This window comes from Pseudomonas sp. R25(2017) (assembly GCF_002112565.1).
Classification (GTDB): Bacteria; Pseudomonadota; Gammaproteobacteria; order Pseudomonadales; family Pseudomonadaceae; genus Aquipseudomonas; species Aquipseudomonas ekonensis.
Genome location: NZ_NEHZ01000003.1, coordinates 50,969 through 75,254, shown reverse-complemented (window position 1 = coordinate 75,254; position 24,286 = coordinate 50,969). Strand labels below are relative to the sequence as shown.

Here is a 24,286-nt window from a genome sequence, read left to right as displayed (position 1 = left end):
TACGTTGTCCCAGCCAAGATAGTGGAAGTCGCCCACCGATGCAAAACACCAAGCTCTTGCTAACCAGTTTCACCTTCGTGGGACTGCTCGCACTCGCCGGTTGTTCATTCCCCGGGGTTTACAAAATCGACATCCAGCAGGGCAATGTCGTCACGCAGGACATGATAGACCAGTTGCGTCCGGGAATGACCCGGCGGCAAGTGCGGTTTATCATGGGCAACCCCCTGATCGCCGACACATTCCACCCCGACCGCTGGGATTACCTGTACAGCCTGCAGCCGGGCGGCGGTGAACGCCAACAGGAACGCATCAGCGTCAACTTCAACGCGAACGACCAGCTCGTCAGCCTCTCCGGTGACTTCATGCCCGGCGTAAGCCGTGACGAAGCCATCCTCGGCAAGGACACCGGCACCACCGTGACCGCCCCTGCCACAGAAAACGGCGAGAAGCCGAAACCGGAAAAACCGGTCAAGCCGGGTTCCCTGCTGGATCAGATCCAGAAGGACGTGGATGGCGTGGAAACCGTTCCGGTGCCGACGCCGGAGCCGCTGGAAACCTCGCCGCAATAATTTGCGACGCAATAAAAAACCCGGAGATTCCGGGTTTTTTATTGCCTGGCCACCGGCCGACTCACTGGTTTCGCGCTTTCGCCTCGGCGGCCCTGGCCGCACGCAGACGCCGCACTTCCTTCGGATCGGCCAGCAACGGGCGATAGACCTCGATGCGATCCCCTGCCTGAACCACACGCACTTGCGGGTCGGCGATCACCTTGCCGAAAATGCCCAACGGGCAGCCGGCCAGATCCAGCTCCGGACACTCGCTGCCCAAGCCCGAGGCCATGAGCGCAGCGCGCACCGTCGTGCCCTCGCCCACGCTCACCGAACGCAGGATCTGACGGTCGACGGCGGCGTACACCACTTCGATCTCGATCACCGGATCAACCATGCTTCTGCTTGGCGCGCTGGCAGAACGCATCCACCAGGGTGTTGGCCGCCTGATTGAACAGCGGGCCGAGGGTGGCGCGCACCAGCGGTCCTGCGTAGTCGAAGGACAAGTCCAGACTGATCTTGCACGCCTTCTCGCCCAACGGCTTGAACACCCAGATGCCGTGCAGTTGCGTGAACGGCCCCTCTTCCAGGTTCATCTCGATCGACTGCCCCGGCACCAGCGTGTTGCGGGTGACGAAATGCTGGCTGAGGCCGCCCTTGGCCACGCCGACGCTGGCGCGCATGTAGACGTCCGAGCTTTCCAGCACCTCGGCGGACGAACACCAAGGCAGGAACTCCGGGTAGCGCGCCACGTCGTTGACCAGGTCGTAGAGAAACTGCGCCGGATAAGGCAACAGCGCCGAACGTTGAATATGTGTCGTCATGTCAGCGTCACTTCCAGAGCTGGGCGGCAAACACCACAAGAATGCCGATAGGCGCCACATAGCGCATCAAGAACAGGGACAAGGCGAACAGCGCCGGGCTGCGGATCGACAGCTCGTCACGCACCGCCTCACGCCCCATCACCCAACCGGCAAACATCACGAAACACAACCCGCCGAGCGGCAGCATGATCCGCGAAGTGAAGAAATCGATCACGCCGAAGAAATCCAGACCGCCCGCCGCGCCCCACTGGTAGAGGTGGAACAGGCCACCTTCGTTCACGAAGAATTTGGCCTCCTTCCAGATGTTGAAGGAGAACACCGTGCCCAGGCCGACGAACCAGCAAATGAAGGCCAGCCAGAACGTCACCCACGCACGGCTGATTTTAGTCCGCTCCACCAGATAGGCGACCATCGGCTCCAGCAAGGAAATGGCCGAGCTCCAGGCGGCGATGGCCACCAGGACGAAGAACACCACGCCCATCAGCTGACCGAACGCGACGTTGCCGAAGGCGAACGGCAGGCTGACGAACATCAGCCCCGGCCCTTCGCTGGGGTTCAGGCCACCGGCGAACACGATCGGAAACAGCGCCAGCCCCGCCAGCAGCGACACGAACGTGTCGAGCAGCGCGACACCCACGACGGTGCCGGACAGCGAGGTGTGTTTCGGCATGTAAGCGCCGTAGATCATGATCGAACCGACGCCCACGCTGAGCGAGAAGAACGCATGCCCCATCGCCGGCAGCAGGCCGTCGAGCACCTTGTCCGGATGGAAGTCGAACATGAAATGCACGCCTTCCATGAAATGCCCGGTGGTCATGCTGTAGCCGAGCAGCACCAGCACCATCACGAACAGCAGCGGCATCATGATCCGCAGGCTGCGCTCAAGACCGGCGACCACGCCCTTGGCGATCACGACGGCCGACAGCAGCATGAACACGGTGTGCCACAGCGTCAGGCGCCACGGGTCGGCGATCACGTTGCCGAAGTAGGCGCCCACCTGATCGGCGCTGGCGCCCTGGAAGTCGCCGCGCCCCATGTCGACGATGTAGTCCAGCGACCAGCCGCCCACCACACTATAGAAAGACAGGATCAGCAGCGCCGTGATCATCCCGGCGAACGCGCCCCACGACCACTTGGCCGTGTGCCCCGCCTCCAGCGCCAGCACCTTCAGGGCGTTGGCCGGGCTCTGCCGGGCGCGCCGGCCGATCAGGGTTTCGGCGAGCATCACCGGGATCCCGATCAGGGCGATGCACGCCAGGAACATCAGCACAAAGGCGCCGCCGCCGTAGACCCCGACCATGTAGGGGAACTTCCAGATGCTGCCCAAGCCCACGGCCGAGCCCGTCGCCGCCAATATGAAAACCCAGCGGCTAGCCCAACTGCCGTGGACAGAAACCTTGTCTGTCGACATCGTTTATCACGCCCAAGCGTTCGAAAAAGAGGCCGCATTGTCCGGGATTCACTCAACCTGCTCAAGCGCGCGCATCACCGTAGCCGCCAGCCGTTTATCTCCATATAATGCCGCCCCTATGGCCAAACAGAAAAAACACCCAACAGGAACCATCGCGCAGAACAAAAAGGCGCGACACGATTACTTCATCGAGCACAAGTTCGAGGCCGGTCTGGTTCTGGCCGGTTGGGAAGTAAAGAGTCTGCGGGCAAGCAAGCTGCAGCTGGTCGACAGCTACGTGCTGCTCAAGGATGGCGAAGCCTGGCTGCTCGGCAGCCACATCACGCCCTTGATGACCGCCAGCACCCACGTCATCGCCGACCCGGTGCGCACCCGCAAGCTGCTGCTCAACCGCCGCGAGCTGGACAAGCTGTCCGCCGCCGTTCAGCAGAAGGGCTACGCCTGCGTATGCCTGTCCTTCTACTGGAGCAAGCACATGGTCAAATGCGAGATCGCATTGGGCAAGGGCAAGAAGGAATACGACAAGCGCGACACCGAGCGCGAACGCGACGCCGGCCGCGAGCTGCAGCGCGCCGTGCGCAACAAGGGCAAGGAAGACTGACGCCAGTCCAGTCAAGTGCCGTGCGAGGGAGCAAGCTCCCTCGCCACAGATCAAGCCAGGCAAACCACCGTCACATCCCCTTGCGCCGCTCCGCCCGGGCCACGCGCTGAACTTCCTGACGCACTTCCTCCAGCACTTCCTGCACATACAGAATGTGCCGGCTGGACACCTCACGCGCCTGTTCCGCCCGCCCCTCGACAATCGCCAGATACAGCTCCCGGTGCTGGGTGATCAGCATGTCGCGGGTTTCCGCGCGCTGCTTGTACATGCCGCCGATGTTGGTCACCACGTTGCGCTTGAGCAGGTCGAACAGCCCGCGGATGGTGTGCAGCAACACGGCGTTGTGGCTGGCTTCGGCAATCGCCAGATGAAATTTCGCGTCCGCCGCACCCTCTTCCGCCCGACTCACTTCGTCGTGCCGTGAATAGCAATCCTGCAGTTCCTCGAACGCCGCCGTCAGCCGCTCGCGATCCACGTCGGTCGCGCGCAATGCCGCGTAATAGGCGCACGATGCCTCCAGGGTGTGCCGAAACTCCAGCAGATCGCGCTGGGCCTCAGGATTGCTCTCCAGCAGTTGCAGCAGCGGATCGCTGAAGGTCGAACCGAGGCTTTCCACCACATAGTTGCCGCCGCCCTGGCGGCTGACCAACAGGCCCTTGGCCGTCAGCTTCTGAATCGCTTCGCGCAGCGACGGCCGGGACACCCCGAACTGTTCGGCCAGCGTACGTTCGGCCGGCAAGCGTTCGCCGGACTTCAGCGTGCCCTCGAGAATCATCCCCTCAAGCCGCTCGACAATATCGTCAGACAAACGGCGCTGACGTATCTGATCAAACCCCATCACTCAATTCTCCACGACCCCGACCGCTCGCCGGGCTCTCTATTCTGGCCTATCGCCGCGTTGCCGGCACCTCTCAGATCCCATCGATTCGACCGGTTCAACCGGCCCGGTCGTCCGGTTGCTCGACAAAAGTTTTAGGGCGGCAAATTGACACACCGATACCGAGGCTTTTACCCTAGCCGACAGCGATTGTAAATTGGTCTTACCAATTACCCAAATTGCTGACAGTGCCTGACCAACAACAATTAGGGGCCACCCCATATGCAAACCTGGCAACAGCTCTACAGCCCGCTCGGCAGCCTCGGCGTGTCCGCCCTCGCGGCCGTCATCCCCATCGTCTTCTTCTTCCTCGCCCTGGCGGTGTTCCGCCTCAAGGGCCATGTCGCCGGCAGCATCACCCTGGCGCTGGCCATCGCCGTGGCGATCTTCGCGTTCCACATGCCGGTGGACATGGCCTTCGCCGCCGCCGGCTACGGTTTCGCCTACGGTCTGTGGCCGATTGCCTGGATCATCGTGGCGGCCGTGTTCCTCTACAAACTGACGGTCAAGAGCGGCCAGTTCGAGGTCATCCGCAGCTCGGTACTGTCGATCACCGACGACCAACGCCTGCAGGTCCTGCTGATCGGTTTCTGCTTCGGCGCATTCCTGGAAGGTGCCGCCGGGTTCGGCGCACCGGTGGCCATCACCGCCGCGCTGCTGGTGGGGCTCGGCTTCAACCCGCTGTACGCCGCCGGCCTGTGCCTGATCGCCAACACCGCGCCGGTCGCCTTTGGTGCGCTGGGGATCCCGATCATCGTCGCCGGCCAAGTGACCGGCATCGACGCGTTCAAGATCGGCGCCATGACCGGCCGCCAACTGCCGCTGCTGTCGCTGTTCGTGCCGTTCTGGCTGGTGTTCATGATGGACGGCCTACGCGGCGTGCGTGAGACCTGGCCGGCTGCGCTGGTGGCGGGCCTGAGCTTTGCCGTGACCCAGTACTTCACCTCGAACTTCATCGGCCCGGAGCTGCCGGACATCACCTCGGCCCTGGCCAGCCTGATTTCGCTGACCCTATTCCTGAAGGTCTGGCAGCCAAAACGCGCCGCCGGCCAACACATCGCCGGCGCCGTTTCCGCCTCGGTGGTGACGGCCAGCGCAGGCGGTTTCGGCCAGAAGCGCACGACCGTCGAATCGCCCTACAGCCTGGGTGAAATCTTCAAGGCCTGGTCGCCGTTCCTGATCCTCACCGTGCTGGTGACCATTTGGACCCTCAAGCCGTTCAAGGCCATGTTCGCCGCCGGCGGCTCGATGTACGCCTGGGTGTTCAACTTCGCGATCCCGCACCTCGATCAACTGGTGATCAAGACCGCGCCCATCGTCGCCACGCCGACTGCAATCCCGGCGGTGTTCAAGCTCGACCCGATCTCCGCCACCGGCACGGCGATCTTCTTCTCCGCGCTGATCTCGATGGCGGTGCTGAAGATCGACTTCAAAACTGGTCTGACCACTTTGAAAGAGACCTTCTACGAGCTGCGCTGGCCGATCCTGTCGATCGGCATGGTGCTGGCGTTCGCCTTCGTCACCAACTACTCAGGCATGTCCTCGACCCTGGCCCTGGTGCTGGCCGCGACCGGTGCGGCGTTCCCGTTCTTCTCGCCGTTCCTCGGTTGGCTGGGTGTGTTCCTGACCGGCTCGGACACCTCGTCCAACGCCCTGTTCAGCTCGCTGCAAGCGACCACCGCGCACCAGATCGGCGTCAACGACACCCTGCTGGTGGCCGCCAACACCAGCGGCGGCGTGACCGGCAAGATGATCTCGCCGCAATCGATCGCCGTGGCCTGCGCCGCGACCGGCCTGGTGGGCAAGGAATCGGATCTGTTCCGGTTCACCCTCAAGCACAGCCTATTCTTTGCAACGATCGTCGGCCTGATCACCCTGGCCCAGGCCTACTGGTTCACCGGCCTACTGGTGCACTGAGACGACGAGCCATAAGGAAAAAACCGACGCCGGTCCGTGATTCCGGCGTCAGCAATTCACACCCCGGTCTGTAAGGCTGCTGAAAGCAACGCGCTCTATATTCGGCAGCCGCACAGACGGATAACCGGGCCCACCCGGAGACACGCCTGATGAGCGAGCTTTTCTACAACGCCGTGCCCAACGCCACCCGCGTCGCACCGCCCCTGCCCGAACCCCGGCAATACCCCGGCGAGAAACCGTCGCGGGTCTACCTGTTCGGGACCTGCGTGGTGGATCTGTTCTACCCCGAAGCCGGGATGGACGCGATCCGCCTGCTGGAGCGCGAAGGCATCCGGATCGACTACCCGCAAGGGCAGACCTGCTGCGGACAACCGGCCTACACCTCCGGTTACACCGAACAGGCCCGGACTGTGGCGCGCTCGCAACTGGCGCTGTTCGCCGGGGACTGGCCGGTGGTGGTGCCGTCGGGCTCGTGCGCGGGGATGATCCGCGAGCATTACGCCGACTTGTTCAAGGACGAGCCGGACACGCTGCAACAGGTGCAGGCCCTCGCGGCCCGCACCTATGAACTGGCCGAGTTCCTGCTGTTCGTCTGCAAGGTGCAGCTTGAGGACAGCGGCGAGCCGGTGAAGGTCGCCTTGCACACCTCGTGCTCGGCGCGCCGGGAGATGAACACCCACCTGCACGGCCGCGAGCTGTTGGCGCAGTTGAGCAACGTGGAACGGGTCAACCATGACCATGAAAGCGAATGCTGTGGCTTCGGTGGGACATTCAGCGTCCGTATGCCAGACATTTCCGGCGCGATGGTGGCCGACAAGACCCGCGCGCTGAAGGAATCCGGCGCGCACCAGGTGCTGAGCGCCGACTGCGGCTGTTTGATGAACATCAACGGTTCGCTGGAGAAACAAAAGGAAGCGCTGCGCGGCCAACACTTGGCCAGCTTCCTGTGGCAGCGGACCGGAGGTGCGAAGTGAGCGCCTCGACGATCATTCCTACGGTTGCCGTAGAAGAAGATTTCCGCGCCCGGGCCCACAACGCCCTGGGCGACAAGCAGTTGCGGAACAACTTCCGCACGGCGATGGACTCACTGATGGCCAAGCGAGCGGCGGCCTTCAGCGATGCCCATGAACGAGAACACCTGCGCGCTCTGGGCAATGCGATCAAGGCCCGCGCGCTGTCCAAGCTGCCCGACCTGCTCGAGCGACTGGAACAGAACCTGACCCGCAACGGTGTGACTGTGCACTGGGCGGAAACGGTGGACGAGGCCAATGGCATCGTTCTTTCGATCATCCGCGCTCACGAGGCGCGGCAAGTGATCAAAGGCAAATCGATGGTCAGCGAAGAGATGGAGATGAACCATTTCCTTGAGGCTCGGGACATTGAATGTCTGGAGTCCGACATGGGGGAATACATCGTCCAGCTCGACCACGAGCAGCCCTCTCACATCATTATGCCGGCCATCCACAAGAACGCCGGTCAGGTCGCGTCCTTGTTCCACGACAAACTCGGCGTGGAGTACACCAAGGACGTCGACCAACTCATTCAGATCGGTCGCAGGGTGCTGCGGCAGAAATTCTTCGAGGCGGACATCGGCGTCTCCGGCGTCAACTTCGCCGTGGCCGAAACCGGCACCCTGCTGCTGGTGGAGAACGAAGGCAACGGCCGCATGACCACCACCGTGCCGCCAGTGCACATCGCCGTCACCGGCATCGAGAAGGTCGTGGAAAACCTGCGCGACGTGGTGCCGCTGCTGTCCCTGCTGACCCGCTCGGCCCTGGGCATCCCGATCACCACCTACGTCAACATGATCTCCGGCCCGCGCAAGGCACACGAACTCGACGGCCCTCAGGAAGTGCACCTGGTGCTGCTCGACAACGGCCGCAGCCAGGCCTTCGCCGACAGCGAACTGCGCCAGACCCTCAACTGCATCCGCTGCGGCGCGTGCATGAACCATTGCCCGGTCTACACCCGCGTCGGCGGCCACACCTACGGCGAGGTCTACCCAGGCCCCATCGGCAAGATCATCACCCCGCACATGGTCGGCCTGGCGAAAGTTCCGGATCATCCGAGCGCGTCGTCCCTGTGCGGGGCTTGCGGCGAGGTGTGTCCGGTGAAGATTCCGATCCCGTCGCTGTTGCGCCGCCTGCGCGAAGAGAACGTCAAGGCGCCGGACGCGCCGAACCCGGTGATGCGCGGCCAGGGCAGCAAGTATTCGCGCAAGGAGCGCTTCATCTGGAACGCCTGGGCCAAGCTCAACAGCTCGCCGGCGCTCTACCGCTTGTTCGCCTTCGCGGCCACGCGCCTGCGCGCACTGACGCCGAACAACGTCGGCCCATGGACACAGAACCACAGCGCGCCGAAACCCGCCGCCCGCTCGCTGCACGACATGGCCCGGGAACATCTGGGCAAACAGGGAGACCGCTGATGAGCGCCAAGCAAAACATCCTCGGCAAGTTGCGCAAGAGCCTGACCGGCACCACACCGATTGCCGACAACTTCGATGTCGATCTGGTGACGCAGCCTTACACCTACGCGGCCGAACAACGCATCCCGCAACTGCGAAAACTGATGGAAGCGGTGCACACCGAGATCCATCTGACCACCGGCGACGGCTGGCCTGCCCTGCTCGCCCAACTGCTGAGCGACCGTCAGTTGCCCAGCCTGCTGATCGCACCGACCACCGACCACGGTCGACAGATCGCACAACACTGGTCGAACAATCCCGCCCTGCCGGTGCTCAAGGCCTACGACCGGCCGATGGAAGAATGGAAAGCCGAGCTGTTCAACGACACGCCGGCGAGCCTCACCGGCACCCTCGGCGCCATCGCCGCCACCGGCAGCCTGATCCTCTGGCCGACCCGGGAAGAGCCGCGCCTGATGAGCCTGGTGCCGACCGTGCACTTCGCCCTGCTCAAGGCCAGCCAGATCCGCGACAACTTCTATCAGGTGCAGCAGGAATTCGAATGGGCACAGGGCATGCCGACCAACGCGTTGCTGGTGTCCGGCCCGTCGAAGACCGCCGACATCGAGCAAGTGCTGGCCTACGGCGCCCACGGCCCGAAAGACCTGGTGGTGTTGATCCTGGAGGACCAATGACGTTACCGGCGGCTTTCCTGCGCGATGCGCAGCAACTGATTCCGGCCGAACGCCGCTTCGACGATCCCCTGTCGACCCTGGCGTTCGGCACCGACGCGAGCTTCTACCGGCTGATCCCGAAACTGGTGGTCCGCGTCGAATCCGAAGACGAAGTGGTGGCGCTGCTGAAACTGGCCCGCCGCAACCGGGTGCCGGTGACCTTCCGCGCCGCCGGCACCAGCCTGTCCGGCCAGGCGATCAGCGATTCGGTGCTGATCGTGCTGGGCGACAACTGGAACGGCCGTGAAATCCGCGGCCACGGCGCGCAGATCCGTCTGCAGCCGGGCGTAATCGGCGCACAGGCCAACGCTTGGCTGGCGCCGTTCGGGCGCAAGATCGGGCCGGATCCGGCGTCGATCAACGCCTGCAAGATCGGCGGCATCGTCGCCAACAACGCCAGCGGCATGTGCTGCGGCACTGCGCAGAACACCTATCACACCCTGGCCGGCATCCGTTTGGTGCTGGCCGACGGCACGCGCCTGGACACCGAAGATGCCGCCAGCGTCGCGGCGTTTCGCGCAAGCCACGGCGAACTGCTGGAGTGTCTGGCGACACTGGGCCGCGAGACCCGCGCCAATGCCGAACTGGCTGCGCGAATCCGCCACAAGTACCGTCTGAAAAACACCACCGGCCTGTCGCTCAACGCCCTGGTGGATTTCGACGAGCCTGTGGATATCTTGAGCCACCTGCTGGTCGGCTCCGAAGGTACCCTCGGCTTCATCAGCGCGGTGACCTACGACACCGTGGTCGACCACCCGAACAAGGCCTCGGCGCTGATCGTGTTCCCGGATGTGGAAACCTGCTGCAACGCCGTCACGGTGCTCAAGCGCCAGCCGGTATCGGCGGTGGAACTGCTTGACCGGCGCAGCCTGCGCTCGGTGCAAGACAAACCCGGCATGCCGGATTTCGTACGGCACCTGTCGAACAATGCTTGCGCCTTGCTGATCGAATCCCGCGCCGCCTCTTCCACATTGCTGCAGGAACAACTGGCGCAGATCATGGCGTCGCTCAGCGGATTCCCGGTGGAAAAGCAGGTCGACTTCACCGAAGACCCGACCGAAAACGCCCGGCTCTGGGCGATCCGCAAGGACACCTTTCCCGCCGTCGGCGCGGTGCGCAAGACCGGCACCACGGTGATCATCGAAGACGTGACCTTCCCGGTGGAACAACTGGCCATCGGTGTGAACCGTCTGATCGAACTGTTCGACAAACACCGCTACGACGAAGCGATCCTTTTCGGACACGCTTTGGAAGGCAATCTGCACTTCGTCTTCACCCAAGGCTTCAACAGCGCAGAAGAAGTCGCACGCTACCAGGCGTTCATGGACGACGTGGCGCAATTGGTGGCAGTGGAGTTCGGCGGTTCGCTGAAGGCCGAGCACGGCACCGGCCGCAACATGGCGCCGTTCGTCGAACTGGAATGGGGCAGCGACGCCTACCAGTTGATGTGGCAACTCAAGCGCCTGCTCGACCCCGACGGCATCCTCAATCCGGACGTTGTGCTCAGCGAAGACCCGCAGATCCACCTCAAGCACCTCAAACCGCTGCCGGCGGCGGACGAGATCGTCGACAAGTGCATCGAATGCGGCTTCTGCGAACCGGTTTGCCCGTCGAAGGGCCTGACCCTGAGCCCGCGCCAGCGCATCGTGATCTGGCGTGACATTCAGGCGAGGAAGCGCGCCGGGGTCGACACCACCGAGCTGGAAAAGGCCTACGACTACCAAGGCATCGACACCTGCGCCGCCACCGGCCTGTGCGCGCAACGCTGCCCGGTCGGAATCAATACCGGCGAGCTGGTGAAAAAGCTCCGGGGCCGACACGCGACGCATACGAAAACCGCTAACTGGATCGAAGGAAATTTCGCCACGACGCTGCAAGGCGCACGCTTCACCCTGCACGTGGCCAACGGCGCCCGCATGCTGTTGGGAGCCCCGCGCTTGGCGAAGCTGTCGGCGACGCTGACGCGCCTGTCCAAAGGGCAGGTGCCGCAGTGGACGAACGCGATGCCGCAACCGGAGCGCGCCGTGCGCTTCAGCCCCGCCGTCAGCGACGAGCGCCCGCGCGTGGTGTACCTGGCGGCGTGCGTGTCGCGGGTGATGGGACCGGCGGCGGGTGACCGGGAACAGATGTCGCTGTACGACAAAACCCGTCAGCTGCTGGAAAAGGCCGGGTATCAAGTAGTCTTCCCGGAGAATCAGGACAGCCTCTGCTGCGGCCAGCCGTTCGCCTCCAAGGGCTATGCCGAGCCGGCCGAGCACAAGCGCCAGGAACTGATCGGCGCCCTGCTCCAGGCCAGCCGCGGCGGGCTCGACCCGATCTACTGCGACACCAGCCCCTGCACCCTGCGGCTGGTGCAGGATGTCGGCGATGTTCGCCTGGATCTGTACGACCCCGTGCGCTTCATCCGTACGCATCTTCTCGACCGGCTGGAGTTCACGCCCCAGGACGCACCGATTGCGGTGCACGTGACCTGCAGCACCCAACACCTGGGCGAAAGCCAGGCGCTGATCGACCTGGCGCGCAAGTGCAGCAAGAACGTGGTCATCCCGGAAGGCATCCACTGCTGCGGTTTCGCCGGCGACAAGGGCTTCACCACGCCGGAACTCAACCGCCATTCGCTGCGTACCCTCAAGGACGCGGTGCAGCAGTGCAGCGAGGGGATCTCCACCAGCCGCACCTGTGAGATCGGCCTGACGCAGCACGGCGGCATCGACTACCACGGGCTGGTCTACCTGGTGGATCGCGTGACCCGGGCCAAACGGAGCGAAACGCCCGCCTGAAAAAAAACAGAACCCTGACGAACACCCGCAGTCCACCGAACAAGCCCCGCCGAACGGGGCTGTTCCTTCATCCGGTTGCCCGTCCTGACGGCCAGCGAAGTCTGGATCCTCAGTTCAAGGAGATTGCCCATGAAACGTTCTGTGCTGTTCGGTCTGTTCGTCACCGCCTCGATGCTGACCTCCGCCGCGTTCGCCGCCGGCGACCTATGCGAGACCAACCTGCAAACCATCGCCAACGCCAAGGCCCAGATTCCTGCGGACAAGAGCGCCCAGGTGGACGCCAGCGTCCAGCAGGCCAAAGCCTACCAGGCGCAAAACACCGACGATGGCACCAAAAAATGCATCACCGAAACCACCAAGACCCTACAGGACATCCGCAACACGAACAAGGACGGCAAGGACGGCAAGAGCTGATCCGTGAACGGGCCAACCTTCGGGTTGGCCTCGCCAGCGGTTTGGCGTACACTGCACGTGCCTGTTGCTCAAAGAGAAATACCGAGCAACGGGTTCGGGGCCGATTAGGATTCGACGCCGGTGGCGAAACTTTAGGTGCATGCCGAGTTGGTAACAGAACTCGTAAATCCACTGTTGCAACTTCTTATAGTTGCCAATGACGACCAATACGGTGCTGCTCTCGCTGCTTAATTGCAGCTGACATGCACTCCTGGTGCCTTCGGGCCCAGCAATCATCAGGGGATGTCTGTAAACCCGAAATGATTGTCATATAGAACAGAATCGCCGTGCAGTACGTTGTGGACGAAGCGGCTAAAACTTACACAACTCGCCCAAAGCACCCTGCCCGTCGGGTCGCTGAGGGTTAACTCAATAGACACGGCTACGCATGTAGTACCGACAGCGGAGCACTGGCGGACGGGGGTTCAAATCCCCCCGGCTCCACCAAATGATCAAAAAAAGACGTCCACGGACGTCTTTTTTTGTGCCTGCGATCCAGTAAATACGCGGCCTCCAGCGCTTTTGCGGTCTTTTGAGAGTTTTTGAGTTCCAACCGCTCGGGTATTCCAGGCGGTATTCCACCTCACCCGGTGCTAATCTTTGGAATACCGAATCAGTGCTTGAGGACGATCTCATGCCTGCTCAAAACCTCCGCCTCTCCGATCGACAGCTCAAGGGAGTCAAACCCGCGTCCAAGGATTATGTCCTCACGGATGGTGACGGTTTGCAGCTCCGAGTACGCAGCAACGGCTCGTTGCTGTGGAATTTCAACTACCGCGAACCGGTGACCAAGAAGCGCATCAACATCGGCTTCGGGACCTACCCCGAACTGTCACTGGCGAACGCACGAAAGAAGGCAGTCGAAGCACGCGAGCTGCTCGCCCAAGGCATCGATCCGAAGGTGCAGCGCAATACGTTGAACGAAGCCAAGCGCGCAGAAACGGAACACACCTTCGAGAACGTGGCCACCGCCTGGTTCGAGCTCAAGAAAGACTCGGTCACCCCGGCCTACGCCGAGGACATCTGGCGGTCGCTCACACTGCACGTGCTCCCCGATTTGAAGACGACACCACTGGGGAAAATCACCGCGCCGATGGTGATCGCATTGCTTCGTCCAATCGAAGCGAAAGGCAGCCTGGAGACGGTCAAACGTCTTAGCCAGCGGCTAAACGAGATCATGACCTACGGCGTAAACTCCGGCCTGATCTTCGCCAACCCGCTCAGCGGCATCAGGGCAGTCTTCAAGAAGCCCAAGAAAGAGAACATGGCTGCGCTTCCGCCCGAAGAGCTCCCCGAGCTCATGCTGGAGATCGCTAACGCCAGCATCAAACGCACCACCCGCTGCCTGATCGAATGGCAGTTACACACGATGACTCGCCCCGCCGAGGCGGCAACTACTCGCTGGGCAGACATCGACTTTGAAAGGCGTGTCTGGACTATCCCGGCGGAGCGGATGAAGAAGCGCCGCCCACATAGCATCCCGTTGAGTGATCATGCTCTCGCCCTGTTGGAGTCACTCAAATCTCACAGCGGCCACCGCGAATACGTCTTCCCGGCAGACAGAAATCCGCGCACCCACGCCAATAGCCAAACGGCCAACATGGCGTTGAAACGCATGGGCTTCCAGGACCGCTTGGTCAGCCACGGCATGCGCTCGATGGCCAGCACCATCTTGAATGAACATGGGTGGGACCCGGAGCTCATCGAAGTGGCACTGGCGCACGTCGACAAGGACGAGGTGCGCAGCGCCTACAACCGAGCCGACTACATCGAGCGCCGGCGTCCGATGATGGCTTGGTGGAGTGAGTACATCCAGAAGGCCGCCACCGGCAGCCTGCTTGCCTCAGCGTACGGCCAAGTCAGAGACAAGAACGTGGTACCGATTCGCTAGCTCTGTACGGCGCAAGAACGGCAGCAGCAACTACTGAACGTTCAAGATTCGGGGCAAGCAGCCTCGCTCATCCGCTTCTCAGCACGGGTCCTTCCAAACAGGGCTGCAAAGCCGCCCTGTTTGGAAGGACCTCACTTTGAACAGCTAAAAGCGACCACGTTGTCCAGGATTTACCACGGAATTCCACCGGTGGATAACCGCTCTTAAATCCCAAAGTGGCGCTGAGTTTCGAACCTTGACCGGGTTTATCCACAGGCGTAGAACTGGCCATGCAAGCGCTGTCGATGACAGCACCCCAGGTGGCCCGAACCTTGAAGGCCACGCCGCTTTCGCGGTGGTTCTCCCCCCCAAATGGCGATTCGCGTCCGGCAGCTCGCCCGGTCACCTCCCCGGTGATGGATGCCTCCTTCAGATCATGGCCCTCGTGCGCCAGACAACACCTCCTACTTCGCTGCCCTGCAGCAACCAATCCGCTTGGCCGAATCTTGCGCCAACCTGCGCCCGTCTCTTTCTCCTGGAAAGAGACGGGCGCTTCTAACACTGCTGCAGCCCTCATCGCACTTGGCTTTGCGGCAACTCCACTCGTGACAATCGGCGTGACAAACGCCGAAGTCACCAGCAACAGCGATGTAGATGATGGTGCCGCAGACCAGGGAATGGACTGCACCTGACTGACAGTCAGGCATGCGCCGGTCATCACACTGCTGCGTTCACCCAACTCGTGATCCTCAGGCACTGGTCTCGTCAGCCAGTGCTACCTCCACCCGCCCACCGGCAACGGTGCTCAGGAGGCCAGATCATGAGATGCCCTTGCTCCTGGACGTAAGGAGCCGCCAGTCCCGCGTAGAGGACATTCCCCACAGGTCGCAGGGGCCTTGATCCCTGATAACACTCAACATTCTTGGCGGGATGACGTGGGGCGAGAAACGGAGATCGAAAGATGAGGTGACCGACATGGCATTGGTGGGTAGACGCGATGGCCGCAATTTCGGCTACGGCAGGCAATTGAGCTATGCAGGGCCGCAGGCGCTGAAAGATATGTTCGCCGGCGGCCACTACGGCACGGTCAAGGCGCACAGTGATCGGTGGCAGGCATTCGTCAAATGGTGCCGCTCCGAACTGGGGCCCGGTATCAATGATGCGCGGCAGATTGATCGCAAAGTGTTGGCCGACTATGCGGCGTATCTGCGTGACGTGGTTAGGCGCGATGACCTCGCCGTCAGCACCGCACAAAATCGGCTATCCAGCGTTAACAGGACCATGGCGGCACTTCGCGGTGATCAGTATGTGAAATTGCCAAGTCCAAGTAAGGCGCTGGGTATGCAGCGCACCGGGGTTCGCCACTCGGTTCCCCAAGGCCAAGACCGAGAACAGATTAAGCAGATCGTCGATGCGCTTTGCCGCCACCATCAGCTACGAGCCGCTGCGATTGTTCTGTTGGCGCGAGCCACCGGTATGCGCTTGCGTGAGGCCATCTTGGCTGACCTGCCACGGCTAAGCCGTGAGGCTAACGACCTAGGCAGGATTGACATTCAGGACGGCACCAAAGGCGGCCGCGCCGGAGCCTCAGCACCACGTTGGATTATGGTGAATGATCATATTCGTGGTGCGCTTGGGTTTGCACGGCAGGTTTCGCCTGCGGGCAGTCACAATCTGATTGCTCCGACCGAAAGCTACCTAAATCTTCTACAAGAAATCATCCGCCCTGCGCGGGACATTCTGGATGCACACAATCTCAAAGGCTTCCATGAACTACGAGCGGCCTACGCATGTGAGCGCTATGAGCAGATCACCCAGCATCGCGCGCCAATAAACGGCGGCCAATGTTGCCAGGTAGATAGGAACCTTGATCGTGAGGCTCGGAGGCAAATCAGCTTTGAGCTGGGGCATGGGCGGATCGACGTGGTCGCTGCCTACATTGGAGGACGGACATGAGCAAGCCATTTGACATGGAGTTGTTCTTGTCTGGAGCGCTAACCGGCTCGCACTCAACCCGGCAACGCCATTTGCGACAGGCGAAATTCATCCACGCTGAGATTGCAGAGCGCTGGCACAGAGGGACGCCTTGGGCTTGGCAGCGAAAGCATTTGGTTTGGTTTCTCGAGCAACGCCTGAAAGAGCGAAGTGGTGCTTCACAGTATTACTATCTACTGACCGTACGGCTGCTCGCCCGACGATTAGAAAAGCCATGGGTTTTCAACCGCTGTCAGGGCGTACGCAGGCCTAACGGCCGATCCTGAGAATACCAGCCCTCAATACTGGCAGCATGCCTCCAACCCTTCTGATAAAGTCCACAGCACGTCATAGGGACACAGTGAGCCATGGACAAGAAATCACTTTCCGAGCGGGACATCTGCAGTAAGTACATCTCTCCTGCCATTCAGCAAGCTGGATGGGACATGCTCAAGCAGGTGCGCGAGGAAGTTTATTTCACCAAAGGCCGCATTATCGTGCGGGGCAAGCTTCACAGTCGCGGCGAAGCGAGCCGTGCAGATTTCATTCTCTACCATCAAGCCAACCTGCCTATCGCTGTAATCGAGGCGAAGGATAACAACCACTCCGTTGGCTCCGGCATGCAGCAAGCTCTTCGCTATGCAGAGGCGTTGGATGTACCGTTCGTATTCTCCAGCAATGGCGATGCCTTCCTGTTCCATGATCGCAGCGGTACGGGCAGCAAGGTAGAAACGAACCTCTCCATGGATCAATTCCCTAGTCCTGCCGAGCTTTGGCAGCGCTACTGCCAATGGAAAGGGTTGGATACTGCGGTTCAACACAAGATCGTAGCGCCATACTACGACGACGGCTCCGGGCGCATGCCGCGCTATTACCAAACGAACGCCATTAACCGCACCGTTGAGGCGGTAGCGCGCGGGCAGAACCGTATCCTGATGGTGATGGCCACAGGCACTGGCAAAACCTACACCGCCTTTCAAATCATCTGGCGACTGTGGAAATCAAAACAGAAAAAGAGAATTCTGTTCCTTGCCGACCGCAACATTCTTGTCGACCAGACGAAGAACAACGACTTCAAACCCTTTGGCCAAGCGATGACCAAAATCGCCAAACGCCAGATCGACACCTCCTATGAGATCTACCTATCGCTCTATCAGGCCGTCACTGGCACTGACGAAGAGATGAACATCTACAAGCAGTTCTCCCGCGACTTCTTCGACTTGATCGTGATCGACGAGTGTCACCGTGGCAGCGCTGCCGAGGATTCCGCCTGGCGCGAAATTCTCGACTATTTCTCCAGCGCCACCCATGTCGGCCTAACCGCCACACCAAAGGAAACCAAAGAGGTGTCAAGCATCACCTACTTCGGTGAGCCGGTGTACAGCTACACCCTCAAACAGGGCATCGAGGACGGTTTTCTTGCGCCATATAAAGTGGTGCGCATCGACTTCGACAAAGACTTGCAAGGCTGGCGCCCCCCCAAGGGCATGCTCGACAAGAACGGCGAACTGATCGAAGACCGCATCTACAATCTGAAGGACATGGATCGCAGCCTGGTCATCGAGGCGCGGACTCAACTGGTCGCGCAGAAGGTCACCGAGTTCCTCAAGGCCTCAGACCCATTCCAGAAAACAATCGTCTTCTGCGACGATATCAATCACGCCGAACGCATGCGCCAAGCCTTGGTCAACCTCAACCCCGAGCGCGTGGCTGAGAACCGCAAGTACGTCATGCGCATTACTGGCGATGACCAGGAGGGCAAAGCCGAACTGGACAACTTCATCAACCCGGAAATGCGCTACCCGGTCATCGCCACCACCAGCAAACTAATGACCACCGGCGTAGATGCGCAGACCTGCAAGCTGATCGTGCTCGACCAGCACATCAAATCTATGACCGAGTTCAAGCAGATCATCGGTCGTGGCACCCGCATCAACGAGGAATTCGGTAAGTACTGGTTCACCATAATGGATTTCAAAAAGGCCACCGAGCTGTTTGCCGACCCGGCCTTCGACGGAGACCCAGTGGTGATCTACGCCCCAGAGATCGATGACTCCCCGGTACCGCCTGATGAACCAATAGCCGATGAAGAAGGCTCCAGCGCTGGCAACGATAACGAGGGTGACGAATCAGATTTCACAGGCGAGGAAGAAGGCAAAAAACGCATCAGATACATCATCAACAACGTACCGGTCTATGTCGTCGCTGAACGGGTGCAGTACTACGGTCCTGATGGCCGGCTGATCACCGAGTCACTACACGATTACACCCGCACCTGCGTACGAAAGCAGTTCGCCTCACTGGATGACTTCCTCCGACGCTGGGGAGATGCCGAGCAAAAGAGAGTCATCATCGAGGAGATGGCCATCCAGGGCGTGATGTGGGAGGCCTTGGCCGAAGAAGTAGAAAAGAAACAAGGCAAGCCGCTCGATCCGTTCGACCTGATCTGCCACGTAGCCTTCGATCAGCCTGCCTTATCACGCCGTGAGCGAGCCGAGCAGGTAAAAAAGCGCAACTATTTCGCCAAATATTCTGGCGCAGCCCGCCAGGTGCTGGAGGCGCTATTGGATAAATACGCAGATACTGGAATCGAGCACATCGAAGACATAAAAATTCTTCAGCTTGACCCCTTCAGCCAGATCGGTGCCCCTATCGAGCTGGTCAAAGCCTTTGGCGGCAAGGCGGGTTACACCAAGGCGATCCACGAACTGGAGGAGGAGCTCTACGCAAGCTAAGGGTTGGACACCGACGACATGACGAAGCAGTCTCCTCCACTATCCGGTAGAATTTTGCCCCCCTGCGATACGTGTTGAGAGACCTTCATGTCCATTAGCTCCACCATCAAGTCCATCCAGGACACCATGCGCAAAGACGTTGGCGTAGACGGCGACGCCCAGCGCATTGGCCAGCTAGTTTGGCTGTTGTTCCTGAAGATTTTTGATGACCGCGAGCAGGAATGGGAACTGATGGACGACAACTACCGGTCGCCCATTCCCGAGAGCTGCCGCTGGCGCACCTGGGCCGCCGACCCGGAAGGCATGACCGGCGATGCGCTGAAGGAGTTTATCGACAACAACCTGTTCCCCCAGTTGCAGAACCTGCACGAGTACAGCAACACACCGTCAGCCTTCGTAGTACGCAGCGTGTTTGAAGACGCATACAACTACATGAAGTCCGGCCAATTGCTGCGCCAGGTAATCAACAAAATTCAAGAGGGCGTGGACTTCAATAGGGCTCAGGAGCGCCACGAATTCGGCAATCTTTACGAGCAACTGCTGCGTGACCTGCAGAATGCTGGTAACGCTGGCGAGTTTTACACCCCGCGCCCCGTCACCGAATTTATGGTGCGCATGGTTGATCCCAAGCTGGCCGAGAAGGTCATGGACCCGGCCTGCGGCACCGGCGGTTTCCTCACCTGCGCTATCGAGCACAAACGCAGCCGCTATGTAAATACCGCCGAGGATGAGCGTACTCTACAAGCCAGCATCTTCGGTGTAGAGAAGAAGCCGCTTCCGCACCTGCTGGCAACCACCAACATGATCCTGCATGGCATCGAAGTGCCCAGCCAGATCCGCCACGACAATACCCTGAGTAAACCCCTGATCAGCTGGGGCCCGAGCGAACGCATGCACTGCATCGTCGCCAACCCGCCGTTTGGCGGCGTGGAAGAAGACGGTATCGAAACCAACTTCCCCGCGGCCTTCCGCACCCGCGAAACTGCCGACCTGTTTCTGGTGCTAATCATGCAGCTACTCAAGGACGGTGGCCGCGCCGCCGTAGTGCTTCCCGATGGCTTCCTATTTGGCGAAGGCATCAAAAGCCGTATCAAGGAAAAGCTACTGGCCGAGTGCAACCTGCACACGATCGTTCGTCTCCCCAACGGAGTGTTCAACCCCTACACCGGCATCAAGACCAACCTGCTGTTCTTCACCAAAGGTACACGCACCAAACAGGTGTGGTTCTACGAGCATCAGTACCCAGCCGGAGTAAAGAACTACTCCAAGACTCGCCCCATGCGCATCGAAGAATTCGCCGTGGAGGAAGCCTGGTGGGGCAGCGAGGCCGATGGCTTTGCTGCACGAGTGGAGAACGAGTTTGCCTGGCAGGTCAGCATCGAAGAACTGCAAGCGCGCAACTGGAACCTAGACTGCAAAAACCCGCATATCGACGAACAGGTCAGCCACGACCCCGACGAGCTCCTGCGTAACTACGCCAACCTGCAAAGCGAAATCAGCGACCTGCGTGACCAGCTTAAAGCCGTGCTGGCTGAAGCCTTGGAGCGTGAGGTATGACGGCGCTGCTAACCAACAACCTGCCGCTACTGGCCGGTGCGCCCAATGGCATTAAAAAGCTGCGAGAGCTGATTTTGGAATTAGCGGTGCGCGGCAAGTTGGTGCCGCAAGATCCAAGTGATGAACCGGCCAGCGAGTTGCTTAAGCGGATTGCAGAAGACAAGGCGCGGTTAACTGCGGGTAAAAAATTAAAGCAGCAGGCTGAGATAAGTTCGCAGGAACAACCATTTCCCGTGCCTCAGGGTTGGAACTGGGTACGCCTTGGAAGTTGTCTTGAGATGATCAATGGGCGCGCATTCAAGCCTACAGAATGGATAGCTGCGGGACTTCCCATTGTCAGGATCCAAAACCTGAACAAACCAGAGGCGCCGTTTAACTATTGCAATCCAGATACTGTCGATGATCGCCATGTCATCGACACTGGGACAATACTCATCAGCTGGTCAGGCACACCCGGGACTTCATTCGGGGCGTTCATTTGGGAACGAGGAAAAGCGGCTCTAAACCAACATATTTTTTCTTGCTCTCAGGTAGGCGACGCATTTTTCGATAAGTTTCTAAAATTGGCGATAAATACTCGCTTAGAAGAACTGATTGCTAAAGCTCACGGCGGAGTGGGACTTCAGCATGTGACGAAAGGTAAGCTAGAAGCACTTACTCTAGTCTTGCCCCCGATCGCTGAACAACACCGCATCGTCGCCAAAGTCGATGAACTGATGGCTTTCTGCGACCGACTGGACGCCCAACAGGCCGACGCCGAAAACGCCCACGCCCAACTGTTGCAAGCGCTACTCGACAGCCTGATACAGACCTGCGACGCCAACCAGTTCGCTGCCAACTGGCAACGCCTGGCCAAACACTTCCACACTCTGTTCACCACCGAATCCAGCATCGGTGCCCTCAAACAAACGGTGCTGCAACTCGCAGTGATGGGCAAACTGGTGCCGCAAAATTCCAGTGATGAGCCGGTGGCATGTCTGCTCGAGAAAAATGGCATTAAAAGCCAACCCCATATGTTGCAGGGGTGGGCTCAAGCCCCGCTGGGGCAGCTTGGCGAAATTATTGGTGGATCGACACCTAGCAAAGCCAATGCGGAGTTCTGGAGCGGTGATATCCCCTGGGTTTCTCCGAAGGACATGAAGCGACCGCTGATCCAGGACTCCGAAGACCACATATCTGCTAAAGCCTTGGCTGAAACCTCACTAAGATCAGTCCCTCCCAAGAGCTTGCTTATGGTCGTACGGGGCATGATCTTGGCGCACTCCTTTCCTGTCGCAATCACTGCGCGGGAGGTCACAATCAACCAAGACATGAAGGCATTAGTGCCACCTGCAGAAATCAGTGATTACCTGCTGATGTACTTGCAGGCTGCGAAGGGGTTGATGGTTGGACTTGTTGACCGGTCAAGTCATGGCACCTGCAAGCTGATTTCGGAAAAGTTGTGGTCGCATATCGTTAGCTTGCCACCTCTCGACGAACAGCACCGCATCGTCAAAAAAGTTGCTCAACTGATGACTCTATGCGACCAACTAAAAGCCCGCTTAACCCAGGCCCACCAACTCAACGAACAGCTAGCTAACACTCTCGTCGAGCACGCCATTAGTGAAGATTGCCGACAGGCTTCAATTTCCGCCGATCGGCAAGTGGCTCGTACCCTACTCGCAGCGGAAATCACGCATCGACTACATAACCAACGTACATTCGGACAACGCAAGCTACAGAAAGTGATTTATCTGGCCGAGCATGCAGCTAAGCTTACCGCTATCCAGGGCGCTTACCTGCGCGATGCTGCGGGCCCCCACGATCGCCAGCTAATGAATCAGATAGAAAGTGAGTTGCGAAACCGGCAGTGGTACGAGCGCATCGAGCGCGAGACTGTTGGCCATTCGTACCGCCCGCTTTCTCAAGCAGGAGAACATCGGCAGGCATATAGAGGCAATTGGTCAGTCGCTGAACGCATCACCGTTGACCAGGTGATCGAGCTAATGCAGGGTTGGGATACGGATCGTTGCGAAATGACTGTGACTCTCTATGCCGCGTGGAACGATTTTATTCTCGAAGGTCGCCCAGTTGCCGATGAAGCCATCGTGAACGAAGTCATGCATAACTGGAACGTCACTAAGCTACGCTTCTGCAAAACCGAATGGTTCGCGGTTCTCGCAGAGATGAAGAAGCACAAGGTGCTAATGCCCACCGGCTTTGGCAAGCGGACCGAAGGTGGCATGCGCAGCTTACCCGGCTTCGAATAAGATTAATCTCTGGCAAGTCTTTGCAAAATAACACACCGAGGCATATCGCTGATTTCAGCTTGCCTCGGCATTCCAATCGGTATTCCAAAGAGTTTTATTAACCAATGTATTTCTTGCAAATCAGGTAGCTAATAGCTCTGTTCAAATTACCCCGGCTCATCCAAGAAAGTCTTTAATTTTTCTTGGAATTCAGTAATGCCAGATATTATCTCACCCGAATACTCCACCTCTCCAATCACCAACTCAAGACATGCAACCTTCACGCAGGCACATAAAAGTAACTCAACGGCACCAATCGCTTAGTCTCCGGATCGGTAGCTGGGTAATGCGCCATCAACGTGCGCGCCAGTTCATCCAACGTCCACATCGTCAGATGTACGTTGGCCCGCTCTCCTTCATACAGCGCCTCTTTAGTAAACCCACCAGTGCTTACATACAGCCCTCGATCATCCTTGTGTCTTCCACCGAGAAAGCTGCGGATTTCGTTGCTCCCCATCCGGGCATTCCGATGCTTGACCTCTACAACAATTCGCGGTGGCTCAAATCCAAAACCATCGGGCGATGCAATGATGTCCTTGCCGCGGTCAGCACCGGCCGGTGAAACAAGCGTTTTGTATCCCATGGCTCGCAAAATGCCCGCCACCAACTCCTGCATCTCAGCCCAGTCCAGACTGTTGATTTGATCCTTGATGCGCTCGAAGGCGATCTCCTGAACGCCCTTAAGCGGATCCTCAAGAGCTTCTGGTTCTTCAATCAAATCCTTTGGTGCAGTGGTCACGTTCTTCCCAGTGGCCAGGGCCAGCAATTCCTTCTGGGCATCCTCAGCAACATTGAACACGGTAAGCGTAGATCCCAGACTGTTTCTGCTGGCACCGGTGAGTTTGTCGCGGTCGACCTCCTGCGCAAACCACTCAACCGGCCTGGTCAAAGACATACCCACCTCTGCCAGGTCGGGACGATGCTGGCACGCACCAGTGAAGCGGCCCACCAAGTAGGTCCGGTTCGCAGGAGAATAGGTAACGACCGTATCGCCGATGTTGATTTCGTTAACGAAACGGAACACCTGGGAAGCACCCGATACGGCACTTGCATCCTTGATCCCTGGCTGTAGATCTTTATAGGCTTGGATCAACGCCTTTCGGGTAACGCCAGGCTTGGCCTCAAGCGCCAGTTGAGTCCACCCAATGGCTGCGAGATTGCGATCTCTGAAATCGTCATAGAGACGGCCGCCGTCACCTCGAATCATCCACATCGTGGGCATGTTGATACTCATTCTTTCCATGGAGTTGAGGCGAAACTGTAGCAATGGTGATTTTTTGTGTGAATGAAAAAAGCACGACACGTAGCTCTGCTTA

The 24,286-nt window shown here is 59.6% G+C and carries 20 protein-coding genes and 1 other RNA gene; 15 read left to right on the top strand and 6 right to left on the bottom strand.

All coding sequences use genetic code 11. From position 1 onward, the window contains the following. The first annotated feature begins 38 nt into the window (after positions 1-38). Entirely contained in the window at positions 39-569 is a 531-nt protein-coding gene (locus tag CAG31_RS04810; RefSeq protein ID WP_085578413.1) for an outer membrane protein assembly factor BamE, read from the top strand. A gap of 61 nt (positions 570-630) precedes the next feature. On the opposite strand, the gene CAG31_RS04805 is transcribed toward CAG31_RS04810, so the two are convergent. From CAG31_RS04805 to CAG31_RS04795, 3 genes are read right to left on the bottom strand one after another with little or no spacing between them, the layout of a single operon-like run. Continuing rightward, positions 631-945, bottom strand: a complete 315-nt coding sequence (locus CAG31_RS04805) for an RnfH family protein (RefSeq protein WP_085578411.1) — start codon at positions 943-945, stop codon at positions 631-633. Continuing rightward, positions 938-1,372 carry a type II toxin-antitoxin system RatA family toxin gene (locus CAG31_RS04800; protein WP_085578409.1) on the bottom strand — a complete coding sequence of 145 codons (435 nt, stop codon included), beginning with the start codon at positions 1,370-1,372 and terminating at the stop codon, positions 938-940. The genes CAG31_RS04805 and CAG31_RS04800 overlap by 8 nt, the downstream gene beginning before the upstream one ends. 7 nt (positions 1,373-1,379) lie before the next feature. Then, positions 1,380-2,783, bottom strand: coding sequence for a sodium-dependent transporter (locus CAG31_RS04795; RefSeq protein WP_085578407.1), 1,404 nt, complete (start codon positions 2,781-2,783; stop codon positions 1,380-1,382). A 118-nt stretch (positions 2,784-2,901) separates the two neighbouring features. Here CAG31_RS04795 and smpB point away from each other — a divergent pair, with 118 nt between their 5' ends. After that, positions 2,902-3,384 (top strand): SsrA-binding protein SmpB, encoded by a 483-nt coding sequence (smpB, locus tag CAG31_RS04790; protein WP_085578405.1) that lies wholly within the window; start codon positions 2,902-2,904, stop codon positions 3,382-3,384. A 70-nt stretch (positions 3,385-3,454) separates the two neighbouring features. Here smpB and CAG31_RS04785 read toward each other — a convergent pair whose 3' ends face one another. Continuing rightward, on the bottom strand, positions 3,455-4,222 hold the full coding sequence (locus CAG31_RS04785; RefSeq protein WP_085578403.1) for an FCD domain-containing protein: 768 nt from the start codon (positions 4,220-4,222) through the stop codon (positions 3,455-3,457). Positions 4,223-4,483: 261 nt separating this feature from the next. Here CAG31_RS04785 and CAG31_RS04780 point away from each other — a divergent pair, with 261 nt between their 5' ends. The 8 genes from CAG31_RS04780 (at position 4,484) to CAG31_RS04745 (ending at position 14,437) form a co-directional block, all read left to right on the top strand. After that, positions 4,484-6,178 (top strand): lactate permease LctP family transporter, encoded by a 1,695-nt coding sequence (locus tag CAG31_RS04780; protein WP_085578401.1) that lies wholly within the window; start codon positions 4,484-4,486, stop codon positions 6,176-6,178. 149 nt (positions 6,179-6,327) lie between these two features. After that, positions 6,328-7,152 (top strand): (Fe-S)-binding protein, encoded by an 825-nt coding sequence (locus CAG31_RS04775; RefSeq protein ID WP_085578399.1) that lies wholly within the window; start codon positions 6,328-6,330, stop codon positions 7,150-7,152. Beyond that, complete coding sequence (locus CAG31_RS04770) at positions 7,149-8,603, top strand: LutB/LldF family L-lactate oxidation iron-sulfur protein (protein WP_085578397.1); 1,455 nt, start codon at positions 7,149-7,151, stop codon at positions 8,601-8,603. The genes CAG31_RS04775 and CAG31_RS04770 overlap by 4 nt, the downstream gene beginning before the upstream one ends. Continuing rightward, entirely contained in the window at positions 8,603-9,274 is a 672-nt protein-coding gene (locus CAG31_RS04765; protein ID WP_085578395.1) for a lactate utilization protein C, read from the top strand. The genes CAG31_RS04770 and CAG31_RS04765 overlap by 1 nt, the downstream gene beginning before the upstream one ends. Beyond that, positions 9,271-12,093, top strand: a complete 2,823-nt coding sequence (locus CAG31_RS04760) for an FAD-binding and (Fe-S)-binding domain-containing protein (protein WP_085578393.1) — start codon at positions 9,271-9,273, stop codon at positions 12,091-12,093. Before CAG31_RS04765 ends, CAG31_RS04760 begins: the two co-directional genes overlap by 4 nt. A 129-nt stretch (positions 12,094-12,222) precedes the next feature. After that, positions 12,223-12,507, top strand: a complete 285-nt coding sequence (locus tag CAG31_RS04755) for a hypothetical protein (protein ID WP_085578391.1) — start codon at positions 12,223-12,225, stop codon at positions 12,505-12,507. Positions 12,508-12,603: 96 nt separating this feature from the next. Next, positions 12,604-12,993, top strand: a transfer-messenger RNA (tmRNA) gene (ssrA, locus tag CAG31_RS04750). Between the two features lie 187 nt (positions 12,994-13,180). After that, positions 13,181-14,437, top strand: a complete 1,257-nt coding sequence (locus tag CAG31_RS04745; protein ID WP_085578389.1) for an integrase domain-containing protein — start codon at positions 13,181-13,183, stop codon at positions 14,435-14,437. 67 nt (positions 14,438-14,504) lie between these two features. On the opposite strand, the gene CAG31_RS28390 is transcribed toward CAG31_RS04745, so the two are convergent. Beyond that, the gene (locus CAG31_RS28390) at positions 14,505-15,155 is read right to left on the bottom strand and encodes a hypothetical protein (protein ID WP_176243858.1); all 651 of its coding nucleotides are present in this window, start codon (positions 15,153-15,155) and stop codon (positions 14,505-14,507) included. A gap of 236 nt (positions 15,156-15,391) precedes the next feature. On the opposite strand from CAG31_RS28390, the gene CAG31_RS04735 reads away from it, so the two are divergent. The 5 genes from CAG31_RS04735 to CAG31_RS04715 all read left to right on the top strand — a co-directional run bounded on the left by CAG31_RS04735 (position 15,392) and on the right by CAG31_RS04715 (position 22,931). Continuing rightward, the gene (locus CAG31_RS04735; protein WP_085578882.1) at positions 15,392-16,372 is read left to right on the top strand and encodes an integrase domain-containing protein; all 981 of its coding nucleotides are present in this window, start codon (positions 15,392-15,394) and stop codon (positions 16,370-16,372) included. Then, positions 16,369-16,677 carry a hypothetical protein gene (locus CAG31_RS28655; RefSeq protein ID WP_085578387.1) on the top strand — a complete coding sequence of 103 codons (309 nt, stop codon included), beginning with the start codon at positions 16,369-16,371 and terminating at the stop codon, positions 16,675-16,677. The genes CAG31_RS04735 and CAG31_RS28655 overlap by 4 nt, the downstream gene beginning before the upstream one ends. An 81-nt stretch (positions 16,678-16,758) precedes the next feature. Beyond that, positions 16,759-19,125: an EcoAI/FtnUII family type I restriction enzme subunit R gene (hsdR, locus tag CAG31_RS04725; RefSeq protein WP_085578385.1), complete on the top strand. Its 2,367-nt coding sequence runs from the start codon at positions 16,759-16,761 to the stop codon at positions 19,123-19,125. Between the two features lie 87 nt (positions 19,126-19,212). Further along, entirely contained in the window at positions 19,213-20,682 is a 1,470-nt protein-coding gene (locus CAG31_RS04720) for a class I SAM-dependent DNA methyltransferase (RefSeq protein ID WP_085578383.1), read from the top strand. Beyond that, positions 20,679-22,931, top strand: coding sequence for a restriction endonuclease subunit S (locus CAG31_RS04715; RefSeq protein WP_085578381.1), 2,253 nt, complete (start codon positions 20,679-20,681; stop codon positions 22,929-22,931). The genes CAG31_RS04720 and CAG31_RS04715 overlap by 4 nt, the downstream gene beginning before the upstream one ends. A gap of 259 nt (positions 22,932-23,190) precedes the next feature. Here CAG31_RS04715 and CAG31_RS04710 read toward each other — a convergent pair whose 3' ends face one another. Continuing rightward, positions 23,191-24,192: a restriction endonuclease gene (locus CAG31_RS04710; RefSeq protein ID WP_085578379.1), complete on the bottom strand. Its 1,002-nt coding sequence runs from the start codon at positions 24,190-24,192 to the stop codon at positions 23,191-23,193. Between the last annotated feature and the right edge of the window lie 94 nt (positions 24,193-24,286).

Excerpts from the sequence above, each read along its gene's own strand:
- hsdR (WP_085578385.1), top strand. The coding sequence starts at position 16,759 with ATGGACAAGAAATCACTTTCCGAGCGGGACATCTGCAGTAAGTACATC.
- CAG31_RS04710 (WP_085578379.1), bottom strand. The coding sequence starts at position 24,192 with ATGCCCACGATGTGGATGATTCGAGGTGACGGCGGCCGTCTCTATGAC.
- CAG31_RS04715 (WP_085578381.1), top strand. The coding sequence starts at position 20,679 with ATGACGGCGCTGCTAACCAACAACCTGCCGCTACTGGCCGGTGCGCCC.
- CAG31_RS04780 (WP_085578401.1), top strand. The coding sequence starts at position 4,484 with ATGCAAACCTGGCAACAGCTCTACAGCCCGCTCGGCAGCCTCGGCGTG.
- CAG31_RS04795 (WP_085578407.1), bottom strand. The coding sequence starts at position 2,783 with ATGTCGACAGACAAGGTTTCTGTCCACGGCAGTTGGGCTAGCCGCTGG.
- CAG31_RS04810 (WP_085578413.1), top strand. The coding sequence starts at position 39 with ATGCAAAACACCAAGCTCTTGCTAACCAGTTTCACCTTCGTGGGACTG.
- CAG31_RS04785 (WP_085578403.1), bottom strand. The coding sequence starts at position 4,222 with ATGGGGTTTGATCAGATACGTCAGCGCCGTTTGTCTGACGATATTGTC.
- CAG31_RS04720 (WP_085578383.1), top strand. The coding sequence starts at position 19,213 with ATGTCCATTAGCTCCACCATCAAGTCCATCCAGGACACCATGCGCAAA.
- CAG31_RS04765 (WP_085578395.1), top strand. The coding sequence starts at position 8,603 with ATGAGCGCCAAGCAAAACATCCTCGGCAAGTTGCGCAAGAGCCTGACC.
- CAG31_RS04760 (WP_085578393.1), top strand. The coding sequence starts at position 9,271 with ATGACGTTACCGGCGGCTTTCCTGCGCGATGCGCAGCAACTGATTCCG.
- smpB (WP_085578405.1), top strand. The coding sequence starts at position 2,902 with ATGGCCAAACAGAAAAAACACCCAACAGGAACCATCGCGCAGAACAAA.
- CAG31_RS04755 (WP_085578391.1), top strand. The coding sequence starts at position 12,223 with ATGAAACGTTCTGTGCTGTTCGGTCTGTTCGTCACCGCCTCGATGCTG.
- CAG31_RS04775 (WP_085578399.1), top strand. The coding sequence starts at position 6,328 with ATGAGCGAGCTTTTCTACAACGCCGTGCCCAACGCCACCCGCGTCGCA.
- CAG31_RS04805 (WP_085578411.1), bottom strand. The coding sequence starts at position 945 with ATGGTTGATCCGGTGATCGAGATCGAAGTGGTGTACGCCGCCGTCGAC.
- CAG31_RS04745 (WP_085578389.1), top strand. The coding sequence starts at position 13,181 with ATGCCTGCTCAAAACCTCCGCCTCTCCGATCGACAGCTCAAGGGAGTC.
- CAG31_RS28655 (WP_085578387.1), top strand. The coding sequence starts at position 16,369 with ATGAGCAAGCCATTTGACATGGAGTTGTTCTTGTCTGGAGCGCTAACC.
- CAG31_RS04735 (WP_085578882.1), top strand. The coding sequence starts at position 15,392 with ATGGCATTGGTGGGTAGACGCGATGGCCGCAATTTCGGCTACGGCAGG.
- CAG31_RS04800 (WP_085578409.1), bottom strand. The coding sequence starts at position 1,372 with ATGACGACACATATTCAACGTTCGGCGCTGTTGCCTTATCCGGCGCAG.